Genomic DNA, 25,392 nt, shown 5'->3' with positions numbered 1-25,392 from the left:
GTGAGCCCTGAGTCCGACAGACCGTAGATCGCGGGTCGAGCGCCTTCCGCGCGCTCCCCGCATCCGCTGTCGACCCTTCTCACCCGCTGTTCATCGCGCTGTGCGATTCGAGCGGCGTCTTCGTGTCTGGATGCTCCATGCCCCTGCTCGTCCCCGTCCTGGCTCTGGCGATCTTCGCCCAGGGCACCAGCGAGTTCATGCTCGCCGGCCTCCTCCTCCCCCTCTCCGTCGATCTCGATGTCGATCCGTCGACGGCGGCCCTGCTGACCTCGGCCTTCGCGGTCGGCATGGTGATCGGCGCCCCGACCATGGCGGTCTTCGCCAGCCGTTGGGCTCCGCGGCGCGCTCTCGTGCTGCTGCTGGTGGTCTTCATCGCCGCGCACCTCGTCGGCGCGCTCGCGTCCTCCTTCTGGCTGCTGCTCGCGACGCGCGTGCTCGCTGCCCTGGCGAACGCGGGATTCCTCGCGATCGCTCTGGCGACGGTCCGGGCCGTCGTCGATCCGGCGACGGTGACGCGCGCCGTCGCCGTCCTCCTCTCGGGCACGACCCTGGCCACGATCGTCGGCGTCCCCGCCGGTGCGGCGCTCGCGAATGCGTACGGCTGGCGCTCGACCTTCTGGGCCGTCGCGCTGCTGTGCCTGCCCGCTGTGGTCGCCCTGCTGCGGGACCGCACTCTCGTCGCGGTGCCGCGTTCGCCGAGGATCGCCGTGCGTGCAGAGCTCGGGGAACTGAGGCGTCGCCCGGTGGTCGTCGCCGTGGTGCTCGCGGTGATCGTGAACGCCGCGACCTTCGGCGTCTTCACATTCCTCGCTGTGATCGGTGCCGATGCCGGGGTGGAGGAGACCGGGATCCCCCTGCTGCTCGCCGCCTTCGGGGTGGGAGCCTTCGTGGGTGTCTCCGCGACCGGCCGATGGGCGGCCCGCTTCGAGCGGGGCTGGATCGTGGTGGGTGCCGCGGTGACGGCCATGGCCTGGAGCGTGTTCGCCCTGTCCGTCGATTCCGTGCCGGGGGTGTTCTTCGGCGCCGCGGCCGGGGGCATGCTGTCGTTCGCCGTGGGCTCGGCCCTGATCGCCCGCATCGTCGGGCAGGCGTCGGGTGCCCCGGTCCTCGGCGGCGCCTATGCCACGGCAGCGCTGAACCTGGGGGCGTTCGTCGGTCCCGTGGCTGCCGGCTTCGCCTACGCGCAGGCCGGAGCGCCCGGGGTGCTCGTCGCGGCTGCCGGTCTGGCGGCCGTCGGTGTGCTCCTCGCTCCCCTCCTTCGCGCGCGATGACCGCCCGGGAACCCGGGCGATGCGAAAGACTGGAGGCATGACCTCGCCTGCGCTCGATTCCCTCCTGGCCCGCATCGTCGAGAGCGGGCTGCTCGAAGATCCCATCGCCGAGAACGGCCTCGTCTACGGACGGGCGAGCATCGACGCGGCGGGAACCGTGGTCAACGTCAACATCGACCCGGAGCTCGACGACGATGACGAACACGGCGACGACGTCGATCTCGATGTGCTGATCGCGGCCGTTTCGCGCATCCTCTCCGTCGGGGAATCCCGTTGGCGCGCGGTGATCGACGAGGTGGCGACCGACATCGATGATGCGGTGGACGACGAGTCCGTGGTCGAGCAGATCGATCTGCGAGACGACCTCGAGGCGACCTCGGTCGTGGTGTTCGCCGACGCCGTGCTGCTCGCCTTCGTCGCGCCGAAGCAGTTCCCCGAGTCGCGCATCCTCGTGCAGCTCGACGACCAGCTCGACGTCGACGGGGTCGAGGTGCGAGAGCTCGACGGTTCCGAGAGCATCGATTTCGAGACGCTCGACGAGCTGCTCGACCACATCAGCGGCCCCGACGAGAAGTGACCGTCGGACGCCGCGGCGTGGGCCCGCGGCATCCGACGGTCGATCGGGGGTCAGGCGCCGGCGAGGGCGGTTGTCGCGTCGTCGATCAGATCGCAGATCGCGGCGGGGTGCGAGGCCAGCGAGGCATGGCTGGCATCCAGTTCCACGATCTTGCGCGGTGACATCCGCGCCGCCATGCGCCGCTCGTTGTCGGGGTGGATCATGCGGTCCTGGGTCGACACCTGGTACCAGGTGGGCTTGACCTTCCAGGCTGGTGCGGTGACGTCGTCGCCGAACGTGGAGGCGAGCGGCGCCTTCTGGGTGACGGCCATCACGAGCGCCTCATCGTCCGTCAGGTCCTGGCAGAAGCTCTCCTGGAACTTGTCCTGGGCGACCCAGAGGTAGCCGTCGCTGTCCGGCGCGATGTTCTCGAACGCTGCGGGCGGGTGCTCCGCGCTGATCTGCCCGGGGTTCTCGCCCGCATCCGGAGCGAAGGCCGCGACATAGACGAGTCCGACGACGTTGGGCAGGTCTCCTGCCTCGGTGATGACCGCCCCGCCGTAGGAGTGCCCGACCAGGAGGACAGGGCCGTCGACCTGCCGGATCATCGTGCGCGTGCGCTCCGCGTCGTCGGCGAGCGAGGTGAGCGGGTTCTCGACCGCCTGGATCGATTCGTACCCGCGCCGCCGCAGTTCGACGATGACTTTCGCCCAGTGGGCGGCGCCGCCCCAGAATCCGTGAACGAGGATGATCGTCGGTTTCGTGGTCATGGGAATACCTCCTGCATTGGATCGGTTACCGTACTCCGACCATATACTTTCCACGGAAAGTAATCTAGGCATCGCAGGAACCGAGAGGGACACCATGTCAGCCGAAGAAGATATCCGCGAGCTGCTCGCCACCTACGAGCGGGCACTCAATACCGATGACACCGCGCTTGCGGTGTCATGTTACACGCAAGACGGCGTGTTCATGCCGACGATGCTGCCCACGGCCGTGGGCCCGGAGCTCACACAGGCCTACGACGCCGTGTTCGCGGCGATCCACCTCGCGGTGGTGTTCACGATCGACGAGGTGACCGTGTTCAGCGACACCGCAGCCGCCGCGCTGACCCGCAGCAACGGAACCCAGACCGTCCGCGCCACGTCGACCACCACGCCGGAGTCGAATCGCGAGCTGTTCACCTTCGCCGTCGAAGACGGCCGATGGAAGATCAGCCGCTACATGTTCAACAAGTCCGCATAGCACCGACCGCACAAGACCTACAGGAGATCACCATGACCACCGCCATCATCGGAACCGGAAAGATCGGCAGCATCATCGCCCAGGACCTCGCGGACGGAGGAGAGGACCTGATCATCGCCGGCAGCGACCTGGAGAAGGCGGCGTCGCTCGCCGCCGCGGTCGGCGGAAGTGCGCGTGCGGCCGAGGTGCCCGCCGCGATCGCCGCTGCCGACATCGTCATCCTCGCCGTCTGGTTCGACGTGTCGAAGAAGCTGATCGACGAGAACCGCGACGCTCTCGACGGCAAGATCGTCGTCGATCCCTCCAATCCGCTCGGCCCGGACGGGAACGGCGGATACGTGAAGATCCTCGCGCCCGAGGAGTCCTCGGGGCAGATCCTGGCCCAGAAGCTCCCCGCCGGAGCATCCCTCGTGAAGGCCTTCGGAACGCTGGGCGCGGAGTCGATGAAGGTGAGCGCTCGGCAGGATCCTGCGATCGCACTCCCCTATGCGACCGACGACGGTGCGGCAGGGGAGGCCGTCGCCTCGCTGATCCGCTCCGCCGGTTTCGCACCCGTGAACGTCGGCGGACTCGACCAGTCCGTGCGCATCGAGGTGTACGGCGAACTGCACGAGATCGGTGGGCTCGGCCGGACCGTCACCGCGGAGGAGGCCCGCGCCGCCCTGTGATGGATCTTCCCGAACCCGCAACCGCACGAACTGCAACCGCACGAAGAGCAACAGAAGGAAAGCCGATGAACGAACAGAAGAAGATCGCGGTCGCCGGTGCGACCGGTTCCCAGGGCGGTGGCGTCGTGGACGCCATCCTCGCCGACCCCGAGCAGCGATTCGCCGTCCGCGCGCTCACGCGCGACCCGGCGTCCCCGGCCGCACGCGCGCTCGCCGCACGCGGAGTGGAGGTGGTGCAGGCCGACTTCGCCGACGAGCCGAGCGTGGTCGCCGCACTCACCGGCGTCGATGGCGCGTTCCTGGTGACGAACTTCTGGGCGCACGGATCCGCTGCCAGGGAGCTCGCGGAGATCGCGACGCTCGCCCGCGCCGCCGCCGCGAGCGGCGTCGGCCACGTGGTGTGGTCGACGCTGGAGGACACGCGCGATCTGCTCCCCCTGGAAGACCCGCGAATGCCTGTGCTGCAGGATCACTACAACGTGCCGCACTTCGACGCGAAGGGCGAGGGCAACGCCTTCTTCGCCGCGGCAGGAGTGCCGACCACCTACCTGAACACGGCATTCTTCTTCCAGAACCTCGCGGCCTCCGCGATGGGCGCGCGTCGAGAGGACGACGGTGTGCTGACGCTGACGCTTCCGCTCGAGGACGGGAAGCGCATGTCGGCGGTCGACGTCTCGGACATCGGACGGACCGCGTTCGCGATCCTGGCCGCGGGCGACGAGTACATCGGCCGGACGGTCGGGTTGGCGGGGGACCACCTGACGGGAGCCGAGTACGCGTCCGTCTTGAGCGACGTGCTCGGGGAACCCGTGCGATTCCGGTCGATCGCGTACGACGATGCGCGCAGCTCGGGCGCTCCCGGCAGTGACGAGTTCGGCAACATGTTCCAGTACTACGGCGATTTCGACGCCGAGTTCACCGGGGCGCGTGACCTGACGTCACTGCGGAAACTCGTTCCCGGGCTCAAGGACTTCCGCACGTGGGCTCAGGAGAACGTCGCGCTGCTGACGGCCGAGTAGAACGATGAGCGAACACGCGGTGACCGTCTCGACGGCTCGGGAGCTGCTGGCCGCCGTCAGCGCAGGTGTCGAGGACATCGAGGTGCGCGGGGTGATCGTCGGGGCGCCGGGGTTCACCCTCGCGCCCGGTGTGAGTCTTCGCGGAGGGACCCTGCAGTTCGGGGCCAGGGGTGTGCGCCTCACCTCGGACAACACGCTCGAGGACATCTCGATCCTGACGGCCGATGAGGAGGCGGCGATCCTCAACGACACGGGGGTGACCGATCTCGGCACCCTCACGCTGCGCAACGTCACCACGCGGGGGCAGATCGTCATCCTGGCGGAGGACCGTGTGCGTGCCGGGCACGTGCAGGCCGAGAACGTGCGGGTGATCACCGCCGACCTGCGTGGACGGTTCCACCGTCCGCACGGGTTCGGCGTGGACGTCTTGCAAGGAGGCTTCACGCTGTGGAACCGGCAGGCGGATCCCGAGGTGGAGCTGACAGCCGAACTGCTCGAGATCTCTGCGGGGACGGAGGCCGAGCCGGTGTACGGAAGCGGGATCTTCGTCGGGGGACACGGAGGTCGGGACGGGCGCGGTGCGGGCGGAACCGTGCACGTCACCCGATTGCGCACCGGAGAGGTGCACACGGACGGGGCGATCCCGGCGGGGACGCCGGACCTGATCTCGGCCGGGGTGTTCGTGCTCAGCGGGGCGACGGTCGACGCGGTGCGCACCGCGGGGGCCGTCACGACGTACGGCCCGAACGACATGGTGCTCGACAACTGGGGATCGGTGGGCACCTGGATCGCCACGGGAGAGGTTGCGTCGCACGGGCCGAGCGGTATCGGGGTCGTGAACTTCGGCGATATCGACACCCTCGACGTGCGCGCGCCGATCGTCACGACGGGGAGGGGCGCCCGGGGCTTCAACCTCTACGACGGCACGTTGCGGGAGGCGAGGTTCCAGAGCATCCGCACGACGGGCGACGGGTCGATCGGCATCCAGATCAGCAGGCCGATGGGGAGGCTTGCGGTGGATGGCGATGTCACGACGAGCGGCGGTGAGGGGCTGAGCCTCGTCAAAGGCGTGCAGATGATGCTCCCGGCGATCGCGCTGAGCGTGACGGGGACCGGATCCGTCGACGCGCTCCGCATCGGCGGACGGCTCGTCACCGCGGGGGCTAACGTGGTCACACTGGAAGTGGGGGGACGTGTGGGCGAGGTGTCGATAGCCGGTGGCGTCCGCGCCACGGGAGCGGGCTCGAGGGCCGTGTCGCTGCTCGACAGTGCGGACATCGACATCGCGGACATCGACATCGCGGACATCGACATCGCCGACATCGTCCTCCGATCGTCCGGCCCGAGGGGTTGAGGCGCCGTGGGGGATGAGGCGGGCGTCCGCATCGAGGACTACGCGCTGCTGAGCAACTGCCGCACGGCGGCGCTGGTGTCGTGCGCGGGCAGCATCGACTGGCTGTGCCTGCCGCGGCTGGACTCGGCATCGACGTTCGCGGCGATCCTCGGCGACGAGTCCCACGGGCGGTGGCTGCTGCATCCGACCGACCCCGCTGCGACGAGCACGCGACGCTACGACCGGGAGACCTTCGTGCTGGTCACCCGATGGGAGAGCGGCGATGCGGTCGCCGAGGTGCACGACTTCATGCCGATGGGACTCGATCCCGATGCGGCGATCCGGCGGACCGATCTGGTCCGCCGGATCGTGGGAGTGCGCGGCTCCATGGTCTTCGAGCAGCGGCTGAGCATCCGCTTCGACTACGCCAGGGTGATGCCCTGGGTGCGCCAGGTCGGGCCGGAGGGAGACCCATGTCTGGTCGCGATGGGTGGCCCGGATGCCCTCGCCCTGCGCGGTGCACCGCTGAAGCCGGTCGACCATCAGCACCGGGGCGAGCTGGCGGTCGACGCCGGAGAGGTGCGTGACCTGCAGCTGACGTGGTTCCCCTCGCACCTCGACCTCCCCCATGCGCTCGACGTGCAGAACGAGCTGGACGCCACGAAGGCCTGGTGGCAGGACTGGGCCGATCGGATCTCGCACGACGGCCCGCACCGGGACGAGGTGGTCCGGTCGCTGCTGATCCTGCGGGCACTCACCAACCACGAGACGGGCGGGATCGCCGCCGCGGCGACCATGGCCCTGCCGGAGGAGATCGGGGGCGTGCGCAACTGGGACTACCGCTATGTCTGGCTGCGCGATGCCGCCCTCACCCTCGAAGCGCTGCTCGCCCACGGGTTCCTCGGGGTGGCGGGGCAGTGGCGGGAATGGCTGCTGCGGGCCGTCGCCGGGGATCCTGCCGACCTCCAGATCATGTACGGCCCGGCGGGGGAGAGAGATCTCGTGGAGCGCGTGCTGACGAATCTCCCGGGATACGAGGGTTCCGCACCGGTGCGGATCGGCAACGGTGCGGCGGACCAGTATCAGGCCGACGTCGTGGGCGAGGTGCTGGTGACGCTGTCGGCCGCGCGGGCGGCGGGACTCAACGAGTCGGGCTTCTCCTGGCCGCTGGAGCGCGAGTTGGTCCGATTCGCCTCCGAGCAGATCGAGCGCCCGGATCAGGGACTGTGGGAGATCCGGGGTGAGCCCCGTCTCTTCACGCACTCACGGGTGATGATGTGGGCGGCGTTCGACCGCGCGGTGCGCGCTGTCGAGGAGCACGGGCTCGAAGGCCCCGTGGAGCGCTGGCGCGGGCTGCGGGATCGGATGCGCGAGGAGATCGATCGCGACGGTGTCGTCGACGGTCACTTCGTGCAGCACTACGCGACCACCGAGGTCGACGCCTCGCTGCTCCTCCTTCCGCAGGTGGGGTACTGCCGGCCGGATGATCCCCGGATGCTGGCGACGGTCGCACGCATCGAGCAGACGCTGATGTCCGACGGGCTCGTGCGTCGGTATCGCACCGGCACGGGGGTCGACGGACTCTCGGGCTCGGAAGGTGCTTTCCTGGCGTGCTCGTTCTGGCTGGTCGAGCAGTACGCGTTGACGGGGCGGCGTGCGGATGGGCATGCCCTCATGGAGCGGTTGTGCGGGCTCGCGAACGACGTGGGGATGCTGTCGGAGGAGTATGACCCGGTGGCGGGGCGGCAACTCGGCAACACTCCGCAGGCCTTCTCGCACCTCGCGCTCGTGCGAGCAGCGGATGCGCTGGCCCTGGCGGATCTCGGCTCGGCAGAGGAGAGGTCGCGCTGAGGGGGCGGTCCCTCGGCGTCTTCTCACCCGAGCGCGCAGTTCCTAGGATGTGGACATGACGGAACCGATCAAGCGGCGGGACCCTCTGGTCCCGCGCCGACGGTTCTCCGTCAACGCGGCTCTCGACGACGTCTTCTTCGTGTTCGCCGGTCTCGCCGCGATCTGGCTCGCGTATCTCATCATCACGGAGGCGTTCTCGTGGGGCTGGTGGGCCATCGGGTTCGCGGTGGCGTTCTGGCTGATCCTCGCCTACCTCGTGCTGCCGAGACTGCACTCCATCCTCACGCGCATCTACGTGCCCAGCTACTTCATCGGGCGGGCGCGAACGAGCGACGGCCTGCTCGGAGACCCGGTGAACCTCGCCGTCCTCGGCACCGAGGAGCAGCTCACCCGGTGCATGGCCGAGGCCGGGTGGACACGCGCCGATGACATCACCGCCGCATCGACCTGGCGCATCGTGTCGTCGACCATGCTCAGGCGCAGCTACGACGAGGCACCGGTCAGCCCGCTCTTCCTGTTCGGGAGACGGCAGGATCTCGCCTATCAGCAGGAGGTCGAGGGCAACCCGGCCAAGCGGCACCATGTCAGATTCTGGCGCTGCCCTGACGGCTGGATGCTGCCAGGTGGGCACCGTGTCGACTGGGTGGCCGCCGGAACGTTCGACCGTGCAGTCGGGTTCTCGCTGTTCACCCTGCAGATCACCCACAAGATCGATGCGGACATCGACATCGAACGCGATCACATCGTCGGCACGCTCCGCGAGGCGCACACCGGGGTGCGCATCGTCATCATCCGTGACTTCTCCACGGGATACCACTCCCGGAACGGCGGGGGCGACAGCATCCACACCGATGGCGATCTGCCCGTGGTCGATCTCCGCCGCGTGGTGCAGGCGCGGTCGGCGGATGCCGCGGAGGAGGCCGTCGAAGAGGCGCCGGTCACCGAGCTGCGAGGTCTGTCGTGAAGCGGCCTCTGGCCACCGGCCTCGGCGCGGTGCTGATGTCGCTCCGGGTGATCTGGGGGTTCGTCTCGATCCTCGTCTACGTGCTGAACTGGACGGCGATCAGGGAGGAGATCTTCTCCACCGGCGACGGCACCGTGCTGGTTCCACCGGATGTCGCCGACATCCTCCTCATCGTCGGGTTCAGCGCGCTCGGCGTCTGGTACCTGTTCTACGGTGTGCTCGCCGGCCTGGTGTTCACCGGGTCGAACTGGGCACGCATCGTGGCGATGAGCTTCGCCTCGCTCAGCATCATCGTCGTCTTCCTCGACTGGTGGAACGCCGGCATCCCCGTCACGTTCCGCACCTCGCTCGCGAGCGTCGCGCTCGACATCCTCGTGCTGCTCGCCCTGTCGGCGCAGAGCGCCCGGAGCTTCGCCCGGCGCAACGACCCCCGCTTCATCAGCACGGGAGAGCCGCTCGCCTGAGGCGGTCGGTTCAGAGCCACTTCTTGTACTTGAACACCCCGAACAGGCCGACGGCGAACGCGACCATCGCGCCGATGGCCATCGGGTAGCCGAAGGCCCAGTGCAGCTCGGGCATCACGTCGAAGTTCATCCCGTACACCGTGCCGACCAGCGTCGGGGCGAAGATGATCGCCGCCCAGGAGGAGATCTTCTTGATCTCGTCGTTCTGCGCGAGCCCGGCTTCGGTCTGGCGGCGTGCGACCAGCGCGGAGTGCACGGTGAGCGCGTTCTCGAGGATCGCCCGGAACGAGTCGATCTTCTCGTTGACGCGGATCGTGTGGTCGAGCACGTCGCGCAGCGAACGCTGCAGCTCCTCGTCGATGCGGTACTTCGCCGATCCCCGACGCAGCCACTCCAGCATCCCGTTCAGCGGGTGCACGGCGCGCTGGAAGTTGATGACCTCGCGGGACAGCTCGTAGATGCGGCGGGAGAGCGCGCTGTCGTCGTCGCCGTCGCCGAAGAGCTGGTCCTCGATCTCGTCGATGTCGTTCAGCAGACCCGCCACGATCGGCTCGTAGCCGTCGACGACCTCATCGAGGATCGCGTAGAGCACGGCCTCCGGCCCCATCGCGAGCAGTTCGGGGTTCGCCTCCATGCGGGCGCGCACGGCGGCGAGGTTGGGCGACTCGGCGTGCCGGATCGTCACCACGAAGTCGGGGCCGACGAACAGGTGCAGCTCGCCGAACTCGATCGACTCCTGCTCGTCGCGGTAGCGCGCGGGGCGCAGCACGGCGAACAGGGTATCGCCGTAGCGCTCCACCTTCGAGCGCTGGTGGCCTGAGAGCGCATCCTCGACGGCGAGGGGATGCAGGTCGAACTCGCGCGCGACGGACGCCACCTCTTCGGGGCTGGGCCGGTACAGGCCGATCCAGGCGATGCCCCCGGCGGCGTCCAGCATCCGGTAGGTCTCGTCCAGGTTCTTGGGGGTCTCCACGCGACGTCCGTGGACGTACACGCCGTTGTCGATGAGCGCCATCATGCGGCTCCGTTCTCGCAGGTGCACGGCAGCAGAGAGCTCCGTGCGCGGGTTTCGTCAGGGGGCGGATGACGCCGCCGACGGCTGCGGAGAAGGACGTGCGAAAGCGGACCGGAAGGTCAACGCGCGAGCGCAGGGAGTCGCGACGCAGCGAAGGCGGCGTCGTAACTATCACCGGACATCGCCATCACCGCCTTTCGAGACTCTTCGGGCCGAACGACCCAACACGTCAGCATACTCCTGTCTGCTGTGAGGATTCCCGGTCGGGCTCCTGCCCCGATCAGAGCAGTATTCTGCTCGCCGAGAGGTGGAGTAGCACGTTACCTGCTAGTAGCATCGGACCTCGAAGCGATGCGGAGAGTCCGGCGTCGCCCCTTTCCGCATCGATCCGTCCGCTCCCGGCGCAGCCTCTTCGTGCGCCCGGTGTGTGCGGACGATGCGCCGCACGAAGGAGACTCCATGTCCGCTGCCCTCAGTCGTCCTCGAGCCCGCGGTCTGCGGGGTGGGATCGCCGCCGTGCTGATGGTGTCGGCCGGGCTCGTCGGGGCCTCCATCGCCACCGCACCCGCCGCTCAGGCGGCGCCGGTCCTGCAGTGCACGGGGCCGACGGTCTACGTCACCAACCAGGGTGCGGGTGACGGCGATCTCTGGCAGATCGATGCGACGACGGGGGCGGCGACTGCGCTGGTCGACCTTCCCGGTGGCAACGTCGTCAATCAGCTGGGCATCGCGCCGGGAGGGGGGAACTTCCTGTTCACCAAGGCGGGGACCGTGTACGACTACACGCTCGCGACCGACTCCTTCGACTCCACACCGGCCCAGGTGCTCACGGGCTACTCGGCCGTCGGCGGGGCGGTGAGCCCGACGAGCGGGCTCTACTACTACGGGGGCATCGGCGCCGGCGGCACCGAGTACCAGATCGCCGTCTACGACCCCGTGACGAACACGAATCGAGGCGTCGCCTCGACGATCCGTCTGCCCGACGGCATCGCGCTCACCAACAGCGACTTCGCGTTCGACACCCTCGGTCAGATGTACATCGTGGGCAGTACACCGACCGGTGGTGCGCTGATCCGCGTCGACGGTTCGATCCCCTCGACGGGGTCGAACTCCGCACTCACCTCGTCGCTGCTCACGAGGATCGAGCCCGTCGCCGGTGTGACCTATGCCGCCATCGCCTTCGGTGGGACCGGCGAGGTGTACATCGGTGGAGGCGCGGGACCGATCCTCCGGGTGAACGCCACCACCGGGGCATTGGTCGGGAACGTGCCGGTCTCGGGGGCCGTCGCCTCGAACATGACGGACTTCGCGACCTGTGGTGCGCCGCCGACCCTGACGGTGCAGAAGAACGTGGCGGGGCGGGTGCAGCCCACCGATCAGTTCGCCCTCTCGATCACCGGCGGCGGCATCGTGCCGGGACCAGGCAGCATCGGGGTCACCGAGGGTGCGGAGCCCGGGCTGCAGACGCAGTCGCCGGCCGAGACCGCCGGATCGGTGATCGTGCAGCCGAACGCCACCTACGACTTCGGCGAGACCGCCGCGGGAACGACGAATCTCGCGGACTACGGATCCCGCTGGGAGTGCGTCGATGCGCAGGGACCCGCGGGGGCCACGATCGGCTCCGGCACCGGTCCGTCGGGGAGCGTCACGATTCCGCAGATCGCCGGCGTCGCCGTGGTCTGCACCGTGTTCAACGAGCCGCTCGTGCCCGGGATGAGCCTCGACAAGAGGGTCACCGGAGTCATCGACGCCAATGGAAACGGCTACGACGATGTGGGCGACCGGATCACGTGGGAGTTCGAACTCACCAACACCGGCGAGACTCCGCTCGCGGGACTCACGATCGACGACGACAGGCTCGCTGCTGCAGGTATCGGCATCACCTGCGATCCGGACGCGCTCGCCCCGGCGGAGTCGGTGGTGTGCACGGCGGACCGGCCCTATACGATCACGCCGGCCGATCTCGCCGCGGGCGCGGTGGTCAACACGGCGACGGGGACAGGCACGCCCCCGGGTAAGCCCCCTGTCATCACCCCTCCGGACACCACGGAGACACCGGTCGGCGGCTACACCGTGACCAAGGGGTCGGACCCCCGGTCTGGCAGCTCGGTGGCGGCGGGTTCCGTCATCGCCTACACGCTCACGGTGACCCAACGCGGCCTGGCGGCCGTTCCCGGAGCGGTGCTCGAGGATGATCTCGCCGAGGTGCTGGACGATGCCGCCTACAACGGTGATGTCTCCGCTTCTGCCGGTGCCGCATCCTTCGACGCGGCCGCGGGGACGCTCTCGTGGAGAGGCGACCTGGCAGCGGGCGACGTGGTCACGATCACGTATTCGGTGACCGTGGGAACGCGCGGTGACGGTGACCTCGTCAACACGGTCACCAGCCCGGGGTGCAGCACCGCCTGCACGACCACGCACGACCGGGTCCCGCCCCCCGCTGCCGGCCTTGCGACCACGGGAGGCGGAGTCGCGATCGGCGGCATCGTGGGCGCCGTGCTGGTCATCGCCGTCGGTGCAGGGCTCGTCCTCCGCGGGCGCCGCGGGGCTCGCCACGACGTGAGCTGATCTGAACGGACACGTGAGCTGACGCGGACCGAGGCGGGAGCGTCGAGGAAGGCCGGTCGGGAGCGCTCCGACCGGCCGTTCGCTCGCGGCCTCGGCAGATGCATAGTCCGGTTCAGGGATGATCGCGTAACACGTTACGCATCACGCTCAGTGAGTGTCCATCCGGATGATGCGAACGTCGAGGACCGGAGGTCATCTCATGAAGACGAAGACAGCAGCAGCTCTCGGTGGACTGGTTCTGGCTGCGGGTCTGCTTGCCGCGTGCACCAGTCCCTCGGGTGCACCCGCAGGGTCGCCCACGGGGGCACCGACGAGCACGTCGGCGAGCACCTTCAGCACTGCGGAGCTCGCCATGTGCACGGCTCTCAAGAAGGTCGCCGCCGACGTGGTGCCTGATCTCGAGAGGGCTTCCGAACTCGTCAAGTCCGACCCCGCAGCTGCGGCTTCGCTGGTCGACAAGATCCGCGAGAGGTTCATCAGCGGACAAGAGGATGCGGACTCCGGTCTGACTCCCGACTACGCGACAGCCATGGACGGGTACGCGGTGGATATCAGGGCGCTGCCGGCCGGGGCGGATGCGACGAAGACATCCCAGGAGCTTGCGGAGCGCGGGACCGCGTTCGCCTCCGACGTCGCCTACTTCTGCAAGGAGTAGACGACGCCAGACGGAGTGCTGTCGCACGCCGGGACCTGCACGATCAACCGTGACCAGGTTCACGAGCTCACCGCTCGGTTCGGGTGAGCTCGTGACGGCTGTGTCCGCGGCTGTGGTTATCGTCCGTCGCGAGGCGCGTCAGAGGGCGATGACCGCGCCGCCGCGGGCGGCGGAGGCCTGCGCGGCCGTGGCGATCTCGACCGTGCGGATGCCCACGCCGGCGTCGGGCTGCGGTTGGCGCCCCTCGCTCACGGCGCGCACGAACTCGTCGAGCAGCAGCGCGTCGAGGTCGGCGCCGACCGGGCTCCAGGTCTCGCCGTGCGCATCGTGCCCGGCGACCCCCTTGGCGAAGGGACTGACCGTGACCGTGCCGCGCTCGGCGACGACCTGCAGGGTGAGTCCACCCCAGGTGGCCGAGCTCATCGGCCAGCTCCAGGAGCAGTCGATCGTGGCGATGACCCCGCTCGGGTACCGGATGGTCACGAGTCCGCCGGTCTCGACGTCGAGTTCGCTCTGCGCGTGCAGGATGCTGTTGGACACGGCGCGGACCGACTGGGCGCGCTCACCCAGCAGCTCGTCGAGCAGGTCGGCGCAGTGCACGACGTGGTCGACCAGTGCGCCGCCTCCGGCCAGCTCCGGATCGGTGAACCAGGCACGATCCTGCGGCAGCTTGCCGTTGTTGATGCCGGTGACACCGAGGATCGTGCCGAGACGGCCGCTGCGCAGCTCGGCGATCGCCTCGCGCACGCTCGGCGCGAACCGCACCGGGTAGGCGACCATCAGGATCACGCCGGCGCGGTCGCACGCCTCGCGCATCGCGATCGCGTCGGCGACCGTCGTGGCCAGCGGCTTCTCGCAGAGTACGTGCACCCCGGCCGCGGCCGCGCGCTCGACGAGGGCACGATGCCGGGAGTTCTCGGCGGCGATCACGACCGCATCCGGTTTCCAGGCGAAGGCTTCGTCGTAGGTCTCGACGTAGGCGACGCCCAGCTCGGACGCGAGGTCTGCGCCGCGAGGGGCGTCGTCGGGAGCCGAAGCGCCGTCGGGGTCGGCCGCGATCAGCTCCACTCCCGGCATCGTCTGCAGCGCGTGCACATAACTGAGGGCATGCGTGTGCGCGAACGAGAGCACGGCGATGCGCAGCGGGGCGGAAGCGGTCATCGGGCGGCCTCCTCGGCATCGGGCGCGAAATGTTCAGGAGCGCGGTGTTCGGACAGCGCCACGGGGGCGCCGGAAGCGATCGACGCGTATGCGGCCTCGGCGACGGCGACCGCCTCGATGCCGTCCGCAGGGCTGACCCTCGCCTCCCGCCCCTCGCGCAGCGCGGCGACGAAGTCGGCGATCTCGGCGTAGTACGGACTCTCCTGCGGAGACATCGGCGGCAGGTAGTCGGCGTCGCCCGCGGGGAGCACGGCGTCGGTGCGCAGCGCATGGTCCTCGGCGCTGTCGTAGCGGAGGCGCCCCTCGGAGCCCGACACCTCGACGCTCGTGCGGAACGGCATGCCCGGAGCGACCCAGCTGCCGTGGATGTGGCTGATGACGCCGCTGCGGTGCGTGAGCACCACGTGCGACGTGACGGGGGCGGGAACGCGGTCGTCGATCGTCGGCGGGTTCTGCACTGCGTAGACGCTCGCGACGGGACCGGCGAACCAGACGGCCTGGTCGATGTCGTGGATCATCAGGTCGCGGATGACGCCCCCGCCCGCGCGTTCGGAGAAGAACCACGGCGTCTGCGGGGCGGAGCCGGCACGGCTGAACCGCTGCACGGCGAGCGTGCCGATGCGACCGGCGTCGATGCCGGCCTTGATCTGGGCGTATTCGCCCATGTACCGCACGACGTGGGCCGGGAAGAGCCGTACCCCGGCCTCTTCGGCGGATCGGGCCACGGTCGCCGCGGCTTCGGCCGTCGCCGCGAGCGGCTTCTCGCAGATCACGTCGAGTCCTCGGGCGATGGCGCGCTGCGCGAAGTCGGCGTGGGTGCTGCTGGGGGTCACGATGTCGACGATGTCGACCAGCCCGATGAGTGTGTCGACGTCGGGTACGAGCTCGAATCCGTACTCCTCGGCGATCTCCTCCGCTCCGACGAGAGAGGTGACGTACCCCTCCGCCCCGAGCGCCCGCCAGGCGTCGGCATGCACGCGGGAGATGCCGCCCGCGCCGATGAGTCCGACCTTCAACGTGCTCACTGCTTCTCCTCGGTTGTGTCGATGACGGGGCCTTCCGCCCCCACCGGTTCGAGCGGCCGCGGGGTGATGGGCGGCGCCGGCATGTCCTCGATGCCGTAGATCTCGGCGGCGTGCCGTTGGAACGCATGCACGACGGCTCCGTGCGCGGCGGCTTCGGCGCCCAGCCGTGCTTCTGCGATCGGCACCTGGAAGGGCAGGCCCAGGTGGCCGGGCAGGGCCGCCCGGAGCGGATCGAGCAGCTGCTCGTGCGCGGCGGAGAGCCCGCCGCCGATCACGATCATGGCGGGGTCGACCGTCATGGTCAGGGTGGCGATGCCGTGCGCGAGCTCGTCGATGAAGGCGTCGAGCTCCTGCTGCGCGGCGTGATCGCCCCCGCGGACCAGAGCGAACACCTCGGCGGCGGTCGGGGCGGTGCGCCACGTGATCTGGCCCGTCTCGGTGTTCAGCCCGCGGAAGGCGAGGCGGCCGATGTCGCCCGCGGCGTTGTGGATGCCGCGGCGCGGTCGTCCGCCGAGGATCAGTCCCATCGCGATCCGGTTGCCGACGGACAGGTAGATCACGTCGTCGACGAGTTGCGCGACCCCGAGATGGTGCTCGGCGACGGCCGCGAGCCGCACCCCGTTGTCGACCGCGACGGGGCAGCCGAACGCGTGCCGCAGCTGCGAGCCGATGTCGATGCCCGACCATTCCGGGATCACGACCGAGGTGGTCACGCGTCCCGCATCGTCGACGATGCCGGGGAGCGAGACCCCGACCGCTCGTACCTTCGATGCGGGGATCGACACGACCGAGAGGGTGCGGCGCACGTCGTCGATCACGGCCGCGAGCTTGGCTGCGCCGTCGAGCTGCTCGGCCACACCGGAGTAGCTGCGCTGCGCGATCACGACCCCTGACAGATCGGCGAGCACGACGCGAACGCTCGCGACACCGATGTCGACGCCCACGACGGTCCCGGCGGCACCGTGGAACGAATAGCGACGGGCGGGGCGACCGGCACCGCCGCCGTTCTGGGCGGGGGCGTCGACGATCAGGCCCGAGTCGGCCAGCACGGTCACCGCGTTCTCGACCGACGTGCGCGAGATCTCGAGCGAGCGGGACAGATCGTTCACGGTCGCGGGCCCCGAGTCGCGCAGCTGCAGAGCGGATCGCGCGACGATCGAGAGCGGGCTGTTCACGGCCATGTGCGGTCCTTTCCTCATCTCCGTCGTCGGTTGCGATCAAATTAGCACACCCAATTCTCAGATCAAGCTTTGATGTTCTCGAACGGGAAACACGGCGGAAACATGGCTCTGAGAACTTGTACTTGACGAATTATCCCATTGCAGTGTCATAATGAACCGTACTCAGCACGGTATAAGCAAAGGAGCACCATGCGCGTCAGCAAGATCACCGGCGTCGTCGCGGGAATCGCGGCCGCCACCCTGTTGGCCGGATGTTCGGCCGGCGGAGGCAACACCGCAGAGGGAGAGCAGGACATCACCGTCTGGCTCTACCCGGTCATCGCCGACGAGGCGGTGCACAAGGACTTCTGGGACTCGACGATCGCCGACTTCGAGAAGCAGAACGAGAACATCAACGTGAAGTACGAGATCTTCCCGTGGGCGAACCGCGACGAGGCTCTCCAGACCGCGATCGCGGCCGGCAAGGGGCCCGACGTGGTCTACCTGATCCCCGACCAGCTCGCGGCGTACCAGAAGTCGATCGCCCCGCTCAACGACCTGCTGAGCACGGAGCGTCAGGACGACCTGCTGCCCAACGTGAAGAAGTCGGTCACGCTCGACGGCGACATCCTCGGAGCCCCGATCCTCACCAGCGCGCAGCCGCTCATCTGCAACGCCGCCGCGTTCGAGGCCGCGGGCGTCACCGAGTACCCCGAGACCTGGGACGACGTCACCGCGATGGCCCCCCGGTTCACCGAGAAGGGCATGTACGCCCTGAACTACCCGGCATCCGCGGAGAACACCCTCAACCTCACCTACTACCCGCTGCTGTGGCAGGCCGGTGGCGAGGTCTACACGAAGGACGGCGACGTCGGCTTCGACAGCAAGGAAGGCGTGCAGGCGCTCACCTTCCTCACCGACCTGGCCGAGGCGGGTGCTCTCGACCCCGAGGCGCTCACCACCAACGTCCCGCTCGAGCAGACCGCCGTCGCCCAGGGCAAGGTCGCGTGCACGTGGAACAACGCGGTCAACGAGGTCGTGCCCTTCTGGGGCGAGGAGAACGTCAAGGTCATGGCGCCGCTGACCGAGAAGGAGTCCGTGGCCTACGGCACGGTCGGATCGCTCTCGGTGCTCAAGGGCTCCAAGGCGCAGGACGCGGCGGCGAAGTTCGTCGAGTACGCCACCGGCGCCGACGTCGTCGAGCCGTACCTCAAGGCCGCCGGCTACTTCTCCGCACTCAGCACCACCGAGCCGCTGTACGCGGACGACCCGCTGCTCGGCGAGGTCGAGAAGTATGTTCCCGACACCACGGTCGGCGAGCTCAACGCCTCGTCCCGTGCGCTGATGGGCGTGCTCGCCCCGGAGATCCAGGCAGCGCTCCTCGGCGACAAGTCGCCGGAGGACGCGTTGAAGGATGCCGCGACCGCCGCGGCGCCGCTGGTCAAGAAGTAACACCTCGGGGGCGTGCGGAGCCCGAACTCCGCACGCCCCCGCACCCCTTCACTCCCCCCACGTGAGGTACCACTGATGACGACGGCAACCACGGCGAAGAAGCCCGCAGGGCGAGTCACGCGGGTGCTCGCACGACGAGAGGCGCGGATCGCGTTCCTGTTCGTGCTCCCCGCCTTCCTCCTGTTCATCGCCTTCCGCTTCGGCCCGAGCATCGCCGGAGTCGCGCTGAGCTTCTTCGACTACGACATCACCGGTGAGATCTCGTGGCGGGGTCTCGACCACTTCCAGCGCATGATCGCCGACCCGCTGTTCTGGCGGGCGATGGGCACCACGCTCATCTACACGGTGTGCGCCGTGCCGATCGCGCTGGTGCTCTCGACCGTGATGGCCCTCGGCGTGCGTCGGGCCTTCCGCGGCGCACGCTTCTTCCGCTCGATCTTCTTCCTCCCCGTCATCACCTCGCTCGTGCTGGCCGGGTCGATCTTCGTCTGGATCTTCTCCGCGAACGGACCCTGGTCGGCGCTGATGGCGCCCCTCGGTCTCGGCGGATCCTGGCTCGGCAGCACCGTCCTGGTGATCCCCGCGATCGTCGTCGTCGGCGTCTGGTCGCGATTCGGCTACGGGATGATGATCCTCATCGCCGCGCTGCAGGACGTGCCGCGCGAGCTCGAAGAGGCGGCGCTGATGGACGGCGCCAACGCCTGGCAGCGCTTCCGCTACGTGATCCTCCCGGTGCTGCGGCCGACGTTCTTCTTCCTGGCGGTGATCGAGACGACCGCCGCGTTCCAGGTGTTCGACGTCATCTACGTGATGACCCAGGGCGGGCCGGCGAACGCCAGCTACTCGCTCGTCTACATGCTCTACGACCAGGGCTTCCGCTACTTCGACTACGGCTACGCGGCCGCGATCGGTGTGGCCCTGTTCGTCATGACCCTCGTCGTCGCGCTCATCCAGCGCCTGGTGATCGGAAAGCAGAAATGACCGCTCTGTTGCAGCCGCCGACCCAGACCCCGGCGACGCCGCCGAAGACGTCGACGAAGCAGCGCCGCGCCTACCGCGCGCTGCAGCCCACCGGCTGGGGGATCGTGGGGCGATGGATCTGGCTGAGCCTGGCCGGCATCCTCAGCTTCTTCCCCTTCTACGCGATGGTCGTGCTGAGCCTGAAGCCCGGCATGGTCGTCGAGCTCCCGGGTTCCCTGCTGCCTTTCCAGGACATCTCGTTCGACGCCTACGAGCAGGTGCTCGCCGGGCAGAACATCCTCGGCTGGCTCGGCAACACCCTCATCTACTCGCTCGTCTCGGTCGTCGCGGTGCTGTTCCTCTCGGCGCTCGCCGGCTACGCGTTCGCCAAGAAGCGCTTCCGCGGCAAGGAGGTGATGTTCTGGTCGTTCCTCGCGATGGTGATGGTGCCGTTCCATGTCACCCTCATCCCGACGTTCATCCTGATGGCGAACCTCGGTGGCGTCGACACGTACTGGGGCCTGATCCTGCCGTCGCTCGCGAACGCACAGGCCGTGTTCCTGATGCGGCAGTTCATCCAGGGGCTGCCGGACGAGCTGTTCGAGGCCGCACGCATCGACGGCGCAGGGGAGTTCCGCATCTTCCTGCGGATCGTGCTGCCGCTGTGCAAGCCGATCCTGGCGACGCTCGGCATCTTCGTCTTCCTGTGGCACTGGAACGACTTCCTGTGGCCGCTCATCATCGCGAAGTCCAACGCGATGTTCACACTCACCGTCGGCATCTCGTCGCTGCAGCAGCAGAACGTGCCGCTGAGCACCATGCTCGCCGGATCCGTCGTGGCACTGCTGCCCATCTTCCTCGCGTACCTCATCGCTCAGCGGTACGTGCAGGAGGGCGTGGCCGGTACGGGCATCAAGGGCTGAGAAGAAGGGAAAGCACCACATGACTCAGCACCAGTTCACTTCCGAGGCGGAACTCGAGGAGGCGCTCGCGACACCGAGCGCCGCGCTGATCGCCGATCTCGCACGCGGTGCGGGCGACCTCGTGATCCTCGGCGCCGGCGGCAAGATGGGTCCGACCCTGGCGATGCTCGCGCGCCGCGGGATGGATGCCGCCGGACGCCAGGGCGACACGGTCTACGCCGTCTCCCGCTTCGGAGACGCCGCGATCCGCGAGCGCCTGGAGAGCGCCGGGGTGAAGGTCGTCCCGTTCGACCTGATCGAGAACGACGACTTCGCATCCCTCCCGGATGCCCCGAACGTGGTGTTCATGGTCGGTGCGAAGTTCGGCGCCGCGACCAACGCGTCGTGGGCGTGGGAAGTCAACGCCGCGCTGCCCGACCGCGTCGCCCGCCGCTACCGCGACAGCGCGATCTCGGTGCTCTCGACCGGCAACGTCTACCCGTTCCTTCCTGCGGCTTCGGGTGGAGCGTCTGAAGAGGTGCAGCCCGCACCCATCGGCGAGTATGCGCAGTCGTGCCTGGGACGTGAGCGCGTCTTCGAGTTCGGGGCGCAGGAGCGCGGCACCAGGGTCGCGATCATCCGCCTGAACTACGCCGTCGACCTGCGCTACGGCGTGCTCGCCGACATCGGCAGCGCCGTGCATGCGGGACAGCCCGTGTCGGTCGCCACCGCCAACGTCAACGTGATCTGGCAGGGTTACGCGAACGAGGTCGTGCTGCGCAGCCTCGTGCACGCCTCGACCGACCCCTTCACGATCAACCTCACCGGCCCGGAGCTGCTGAGCGTGGAATCGATCGCCCGTCGCTTCGGCACCCTGTTCGACCGCGAGGTCGAGATCGTCGACGAGCCGCAGCCCACCGCGCTGCTCAGCGACGCCCGCCGGTGCATGGCGCTGTTCGGATACCCGGCGGTCTCCGCCGAGACCCTAATCGGCCTCCAGGCCGACTGGATCGAGAAGGAGCTGCCGATGATCGCCAAGCCGACCAAGTGGGCCGTGCGGGACGGGAAGTTCTGATGACCGTTCCCCCTCTGCGCCCGGAGGCCGCGGCGACCCTCGCCCGTGGCGCCGTGATCCCGGCGCATCCGCTCGCCCTCACCGCCGAGCGACGCATCGACGAACGCCGTCAGCGCGCGCTCACCCGCTACTACCTCGACGCCGGGGCCGGAGGCATCGCGGTCGGGGTGCACACGACCCAGTTCGAGATCCGCGATCCGGAGCACGCCCTGTTCGAACCGGTCCTCGCGCTCGCCGCGGAGGAGCTGGATGCCCGCGCGGATGCCGACGTGGTGCGCATCGCCGGTGTCGCCGGTGGCACGACCCAGGCGGTCGCCGAAGCCGAGCTCGCCCGCGACCTGGGCTACGACGCCGTGCTCGTGAGCCCTCGCGTCGCCGGTGCCGACGAGCGGGCTCTGCTCGAACGCGCCCGCGCGGTGGGCGAGGTGCTGCCGGTGGTCGGCTTCTACCTGCAGACGGCGATCGGTGGACCTGTGCTCGATCGCGACTTCTGGCGCGAGTTCGCCTCGATCCCGGCCGTCGTCGCCGTCAAGGCCGCTCCCTTCGACCGCTACCGCACGCTGGAGCTGGTGCGCGGGGTCGCCGCCTCCGGCCGTGCCGACGAGATCGCTCTCTACACCGGCAACGACGACGCGATCGTGGCCGACCTGCTCTCCGAGTTCCACGTGGATTCGCCGACCGGTCCGCGCACCCTGCGGTTCGTCGGTGGGCTGCTCGGCCAGTGGGCCGTGGGCACACGTGCCGCCGTCTCGCTGCTCGAACGCGCGCAGCGGGCGATGGGGGGAGACGAGGACGCCTACCGCGAGCTGGGCCTCATCGCCTCCGACATGGTCGACGTGAACCAGGCGGTGTTCGATCCGGGCAACGACTTCCACGGCGTCATCGCCGGCGTGCACGAGATGCTCCGCCAGCAGGGGCTGCTCGATGGCACCTGGTGCCTCGACCCCGCCGAGGGTCTCTCGCCGGGGCAGGCGGAGGAGATCGCGCGGGTGCGTCTCGCGTATCCCGATCTGAACGACGACGCCTTCATCGCCGAGAACCTCGAGACCTGGTTGAGGTGAGTGTTGAGGTGAGTGTCGAGATGAGCGTGGGCATGAGTGCGCCGACCGTGGTCGCGGTCGTCTCGGAGGCGCTCTTCACGGAGTTCTTCTCCGACGCGGATGCCGAACGCCTGCGTGCGGTCGCCGCGGGTCTGGGCGGCGGGTTCGCACGGGTCGATCGACTCGCAGAGGCAGAGCTCGGCGCCGCACGCATCGTCATCACGAGCTGGGGCGTCGGCCCCTTCGACGCGGCCGTGCTCGCGGCGCTGCCGAAGCTCGAACTGATCGCGCACACCGGTGCGACGATCAAGCCCTTCGCGACCGATGAGCTGTTCGACCGCGGTGTCGTCGTGACCCAGGCGGGTGCGGGCATGGCGCGGCCGGTCGCCGAGGTGTCGCTCACGTTCACGCTCGCCCTGCTGCACCGGGTGCCCGAGATGCACAACGCCCTGCGCGCCGGCGACGGCTGGTACGACGCGGATGCCGTGGGCGTGCAGCGCGAGATCCTCGGCACCCCCATCGCGGTGATCGGGGCGTCCCGCACCGGGCGGGCCTACCTCGAACTGATCCGGGTGCTCGGCGCCGAGCCGCTGCTGGTCGACCCGACCATCGATGCGGAGGCGGCCACCGCTCTCGGAGCCGCACTCGTCCCGCTCGACGAGGCACTCCAGCGTGCCCAGATCGTCGCGGTGCACGCCCCCACCCTGCCCGAGACCCACCACCTGATCGGTCGGCGGGAACTCGCGCTGATGCCCCACGGCGCGGGGCTCGTGAACACCGCGCGCTCCTGGATCGTCGATGAGGCGGCGCTGATCGACGAGCTGCAGCGGGGACGGCTGAGCGCCGCGATCGACGTGTTCGACGAGGAGCCGCTCGCCGCGGACAGCCCGTTCCGCGCGCTTCCCGGAGTGCTGGTCACCCCGCACCGAGCCGCCGGGACGACCCAGGGACGACGGCGTCAGGGGCGGATCGTCGCCGACGAGGTCGAGGCCTTCGCCGCGGGGCGTCCCCTCGCGCACGCCGTCTCCCGCGGCCAGCTGTCGTCGATGGCATGACCGGCACCCCGCTGCGTGTGGCCTTCGCCGGACTCGCGCACTCGCACCCCTACAGCGACGCCGCGAACGTTCGCGCGCTCGGTGCCGAAGTCGTCGGGGTGCACGATGCGGATGCGGGGGCGGCCGAGGAGTTCGCCCTGCGCTTCGGTGGCGCGGCGGTGGCCTCGCTCGATCTGCTGACGGCGCTGCGTCCCGACCTGGTCATCGCGACACCGCGCCCGCACGATGCCCGGGGCTTTCTGCACCTGCTCGGCAGCCGAGACGCTCCGGTGTTCGTGAACAAGGTGATCGCCCCCACCGGGGCTCGATTCGCCGAGATCGACCGCGTGCTGACGGCATCGTCGGCCCCCGTCGGCACGAGCTCCGTCCTGCGCTTCGCTCCGGCGCTCGTCGCGCTGGCCGGGCAGATCGGGGGCGAGGATGTGCTCGCGCTCCGCGTGCACGCACAGCACGACAATGCCGCCTTCCAACTGCCGGACCGGGCGTGGCAGGACGACCCGCGGCGCGGTGGCGGTACGGCCGTGACGGTCGGGGTGCACGCCTGGGAGATGGTCGATGTGCTGCTGCCCGGGGCGGCTCTCGTCTCGGGGTCCGGCTGGACGCGCACGCGCCCCGGATCGACGAGCGCGTCGGAGGATGCTGCGGGCATCGAGGGTCTGCTGCGGGTTCCCGGCGCGGAGCGCGAAGTGCCGGTGCAGGTGCTCGTCACGGGGACGCCGGGCGCGGATGCGTACGGAGCGGAGGTGGTGACGGCCGCCGGTATCCGTTCGGTCTCGCTCGACGTGGACGGCGATCAGGACACGGTGGGCGATCAGGGTGAGGGGCCGAACGAGACGCTGGGGTTCCGTGACCTGATCCACGCGTTGCTCGATGCGGCACAGCGCGGGGCGACCGTGGCTCCCTGGGGCGAGTCGCGGGTGGTCGTGGCGAACACGATCCGCGCGGCCGAGATCGCCCGGAGCGACGCATGAGTGCACCGATCATCCGTGCGGCTCGGGCCGAGGATCAGACCGCGCTCACCGCGCTGTGGGCGCAGGCGTTCACGCCGCCGCTCGCCCCCGACCAGTGGCTCATCGATCAGGAGCGGCTCGCGCACACACTCGTCGCCGAGGACGATGACGGCCTGTGCGGTTCGATATACGGTCTGCCCAAGCAGCTGCGCGAGTCCGATGGCGTCGCCGAGGTGCACGCGATCGGCAGCGTCGCGGTGGCCGAGCGGGCGCGAGGACAGGGCCTCGCCCGTCGACTCGTGGCGGCGACCCTGCAGACGGGCGGCGACGCCGACTGGGCATTGCTGTTCACCGGCACCCCGGAGGTGTATCGGTCCAGCGGCTTCGACACCTTCTCCATGGCGCGCACTCTGGCCGGCTCCTGGACGGCACCCGTGTCGGCCGGGACCGATGCGCGAGTCGAGCGCGCGACCGTCGGACTCGGGAGCTTCCGCCCGCTGTGCGAGGTCTACGAGTGCTCACGTGCGGGCAGGGTCGTGCTCGCCCCGGTGCGTGGTGACCGCGACAGGGCGATGGCGGAGGTGCGGATGCGGGGTGCGACGCTGTACTGCCGGACCGAGGGGTCGACGGTGCTCGGCTACGCGGTCGCCGAGCGTCGCGGCGGGATCGGCACGCTCCTGGAGAGCGCTGTGCTCCCGGGAATGGACGGCGACGAGGTGCGCGATGAGCTGCTCTCCGCCATCGCCGTCGACTGGCACTCCGCCGGGGTGACATCGTGCGAGCTCGCCGTTCCCGCCCTGCCGGAGGAGGATCGCGCGCTCCGCGCCTTTGCCCCCGAGGCCGTGCGGCAGGACGACCGCACCGGGATGATCCGTGCGCTGCGGCGTGCGCCGCGGCTCGACGGCATCCGCCATTTCACGGCGGGCGACTACTTCTGAGCGCCTCGCTCGGAAAAGCGCTGGGGACGGGGGATCGATCGGATGATGCGGCCCGGCCGAAGGAC

24 protein-coding genes are annotated in these 25,392 nt (G+C 69.3%); 19 read left to right on the top strand and 5 right to left on the bottom strand.

What is annotated here, in order from left to right:
• Positions 1-137 precede the first annotated feature (137 nt).
• Both ACLFA2_RS07790 and ACLFA2_RS07785 read left to right on the top strand, forming a co-directional pair.
• On the top strand, positions 138-1,271 hold the full coding sequence (locus ACLFA2_RS07790; RefSeq protein WP_347124367.1) for an MFS transporter: 1,134 nt from the start codon (positions 138-140) through the stop codon (positions 1,269-1,271).
• A gap of 37 nt (positions 1,272-1,308) precedes the next feature.
• On the top strand, positions 1,309-1,848 hold the full coding sequence (locus tag ACLFA2_RS07785) for a hypothetical protein (RefSeq protein WP_029265613.1): 540 nt from the start codon (positions 1,309-1,311) through the stop codon (positions 1,846-1,848).
• Positions 1,849-1,898: 50 nt separating this feature from the next.
• On the opposite strand, the gene ACLFA2_RS07780 is transcribed toward ACLFA2_RS07785, so the two are convergent.
• The gene (locus ACLFA2_RS07780) at positions 1,899-2,597 is read right to left on the bottom strand and encodes an alpha/beta hydrolase (RefSeq protein ID WP_021200203.1); all 699 of its coding nucleotides are present in this window, start codon (positions 2,595-2,597) and stop codon (positions 1,899-1,901) included.
• 94 nt (positions 2,598-2,691) lie between these two features.
• Here ACLFA2_RS07780 and ACLFA2_RS07775 point away from each other — a divergent pair, with 94 nt between their 5' ends.
• The 7 genes from ACLFA2_RS07775 to ACLFA2_RS07745 all read left to right on the top strand — a co-directional run bounded on the left by ACLFA2_RS07775 (position 2,692) and on the right by ACLFA2_RS07745 (position 9,371).
• Positions 2,692-3,072, top strand: coding sequence for a YybH family protein (locus ACLFA2_RS07775; RefSeq protein WP_167256360.1), 381 nt, complete (start codon positions 2,692-2,694; stop codon positions 3,070-3,072).
• Between the two features lie 32 nt (positions 3,073-3,104).
• The gene (locus ACLFA2_RS07770) at positions 3,105-3,740 is read left to right on the top strand and encodes an NADPH-dependent F420 reductase (protein WP_426622344.1); all 636 of its coding nucleotides are present in this window, start codon (positions 3,105-3,107) and stop codon (positions 3,738-3,740) included.
• Between the two features lie 65 nt (positions 3,741-3,805).
• On the top strand, positions 3,806-4,759 hold the full coding sequence (locus ACLFA2_RS07765) for an NmrA/HSCARG family protein (RefSeq protein WP_029258860.1): 954 nt from the start codon (positions 3,806-3,808) through the stop codon (positions 4,757-4,759).
• Positions 4,760-4,763: 4 nt separating this feature from the next.
• A complete protein-coding gene (locus ACLFA2_RS07760; RefSeq protein WP_347124371.1) occupies positions 4,764-6,113 on the top strand; it encodes a hypothetical protein in 1,350 nt (449 codons plus the stop codon).
• Between the two features lie 6 nt (positions 6,114-6,119).
• Positions 6,120-7,943, top strand: a complete 1,824-nt coding sequence (locus ACLFA2_RS07755) for a glycoside hydrolase family 15 protein (RefSeq protein ID WP_426622343.1) — start codon at positions 6,120-6,122, stop codon at positions 7,941-7,943.
• Positions 7,944-7,998: 55 nt separating this feature from the next.
• Positions 7,999-8,907, top strand: a complete 909-nt coding sequence (locus ACLFA2_RS07750; protein WP_021200209.1) for an LssY C-terminal domain-containing protein — start codon at positions 7,999-8,001, stop codon at positions 8,905-8,907.
• Positions 8,904-9,371 (top strand): hypothetical protein, encoded by a 468-nt coding sequence (locus ACLFA2_RS07745; protein ID WP_021200210.1) that lies wholly within the window; start codon positions 8,904-8,906, stop codon positions 9,369-9,371. Before ACLFA2_RS07750 ends, ACLFA2_RS07745 begins: the two co-directional genes overlap by 4 nt.
• A gap of 10 nt (positions 9,372-9,381) precedes the next feature.
• On the opposite strand, the gene ACLFA2_RS07740 is transcribed toward ACLFA2_RS07745, so the two are convergent.
• Positions 9,382-10,386: a magnesium and cobalt transport protein CorA gene (locus ACLFA2_RS07740; RefSeq protein ID WP_029258864.1), complete on the bottom strand. Its 1,005-nt coding sequence runs from the start codon at positions 10,384-10,386 to the stop codon at positions 9,382-9,384.
• Between the two features lie 459 nt (positions 10,387-10,845).
• On the opposite strand from ACLFA2_RS07740, the gene ACLFA2_RS07735 reads away from it, so the two are divergent.
• Entirely contained in the window at positions 10,846-12,954 is a 2,109-nt protein-coding gene (locus tag ACLFA2_RS07735) for a DUF7507 domain-containing protein (RefSeq protein WP_426622342.1), read from the top strand.
• Positions 12,955-13,153: 199 nt separating this feature from the next.
• On the top strand, positions 13,154-13,609 hold the full coding sequence (locus ACLFA2_RS07730; RefSeq protein WP_347124375.1) for a hypothetical protein: 456 nt from the start codon (positions 13,154-13,156) through the stop codon (positions 13,607-13,609).
• Positions 13,610-13,747: 138 nt separating this feature from the next.
• On the opposite strand, the gene ACLFA2_RS07725 is transcribed toward ACLFA2_RS07730, so the two are convergent.
• From ACLFA2_RS07725 to ACLFA2_RS07715, 3 genes are read right to left on the bottom strand one after another with little or no spacing between them, the layout of a single operon-like run.
• Positions 13,748-14,770 (bottom strand): Gfo/Idh/MocA family protein, encoded by a 1,023-nt coding sequence (locus tag ACLFA2_RS07725; protein WP_292768266.1) that lies wholly within the window; start codon positions 14,768-14,770, stop codon positions 13,748-13,750.
• Positions 14,767-15,795 carry a Gfo/Idh/MocA family protein gene (locus ACLFA2_RS07720; protein WP_029258868.1) on the bottom strand — a complete coding sequence of 343 codons (1,029 nt, stop codon included), beginning with the start codon at positions 15,793-15,795 and terminating at the stop codon, positions 14,767-14,769. Before ACLFA2_RS07720 ends, ACLFA2_RS07725 begins: the two co-directional genes overlap by 4 nt.
• On the bottom strand, positions 15,792-16,976 hold the full coding sequence (locus tag ACLFA2_RS07715) for an ROK family transcriptional regulator (RefSeq protein ID WP_347124376.1): 1,185 nt from the start codon (positions 16,974-16,976) through the stop codon (positions 15,792-15,794). The genes ACLFA2_RS07720 and ACLFA2_RS07715 overlap by 4 nt, the downstream gene beginning before the upstream one ends.
• Before the next feature lie 189 nt (positions 16,977-17,165).
• Between ACLFA2_RS07715 and ACLFA2_RS07710 the strand changes: the two genes are divergently transcribed.
• From ACLFA2_RS07710 to ACLFA2_RS07675, 8 genes are all read left to right on the top strand, one after another.
• Positions 17,166-18,407 carry an ABC transporter substrate-binding protein gene (locus ACLFA2_RS07710; RefSeq protein WP_021200217.1) on the top strand — a complete coding sequence of 414 codons (1,242 nt, stop codon included), beginning with the start codon at positions 17,166-17,168 and terminating at the stop codon, positions 18,405-18,407.
• 75 nt (positions 18,408-18,482) lie between these two features.
• Positions 18,483-19,388 carry a carbohydrate ABC transporter permease gene (locus ACLFA2_RS07705; RefSeq protein WP_021200218.1) on the top strand — a complete coding sequence of 302 codons (906 nt, stop codon included), beginning with the start codon at positions 18,483-18,485 and terminating at the stop codon, positions 19,386-19,388.
• On the top strand, positions 19,385-20,290 hold the full coding sequence (locus ACLFA2_RS07700) for a carbohydrate ABC transporter permease (RefSeq protein ID WP_021200219.1): 906 nt from the start codon (positions 19,385-19,387) through the stop codon (positions 20,288-20,290). The genes ACLFA2_RS07705 and ACLFA2_RS07700 overlap by 4 nt, the downstream gene beginning before the upstream one ends.
• A gap of 19 nt (positions 20,291-20,309) precedes the next feature.
• A complete protein-coding gene (locus ACLFA2_RS07695) occupies positions 20,310-21,344 on the top strand; it encodes an NAD-dependent epimerase/dehydratase family protein (RefSeq protein WP_021200220.1) in 1,035 nt (344 codons plus the stop codon).
• Positions 21,344-22,405 (top strand): dihydrodipicolinate synthase family protein, encoded by a 1,062-nt coding sequence (locus ACLFA2_RS07690; protein WP_051667878.1) that lies wholly within the window; start codon positions 21,344-21,346, stop codon positions 22,403-22,405. The genes ACLFA2_RS07695 and ACLFA2_RS07690 overlap by 1 nt, the downstream gene beginning before the upstream one ends.
• Before the next feature lie 32 nt (positions 22,406-22,437).
• Complete coding sequence (locus ACLFA2_RS07685; RefSeq protein ID WP_243844945.1) at positions 22,438-23,439, top strand: hydroxyacid dehydrogenase; 1,002 nt, start codon at positions 22,438-22,440, stop codon at positions 23,437-23,439.
• On the top strand, positions 23,436-24,410 hold the full coding sequence (locus ACLFA2_RS07680; protein ID WP_426622341.1) for a hypothetical protein: 975 nt from the start codon (positions 23,436-23,438) through the stop codon (positions 24,408-24,410). Before ACLFA2_RS07685 ends, ACLFA2_RS07680 begins: the two co-directional genes overlap by 4 nt.
• Complete coding sequence (locus tag ACLFA2_RS07675; RefSeq protein ID WP_021200224.1) at positions 24,407-25,327, top strand: GNAT family N-acetyltransferase; 921 nt, start codon at positions 24,407-24,409, stop codon at positions 25,325-25,327. Before ACLFA2_RS07680 ends, ACLFA2_RS07675 begins: the two co-directional genes overlap by 4 nt.
• Positions 25,328-25,392: the final 65 nt, after the last annotated feature.

Origin of the sequence: Microbacterium sp. As-52 (assembly GCF_049949185.1) — a bacterium.
GTDB classification, from domain to species: Bacteria; Actinomycetota; Actinomycetes; order Actinomycetales; family Microbacteriaceae; genus Microbacterium; species Microbacterium maritypicum_A.
This window is presented reverse-complemented; position numbering and strand designations above follow the sequence as displayed.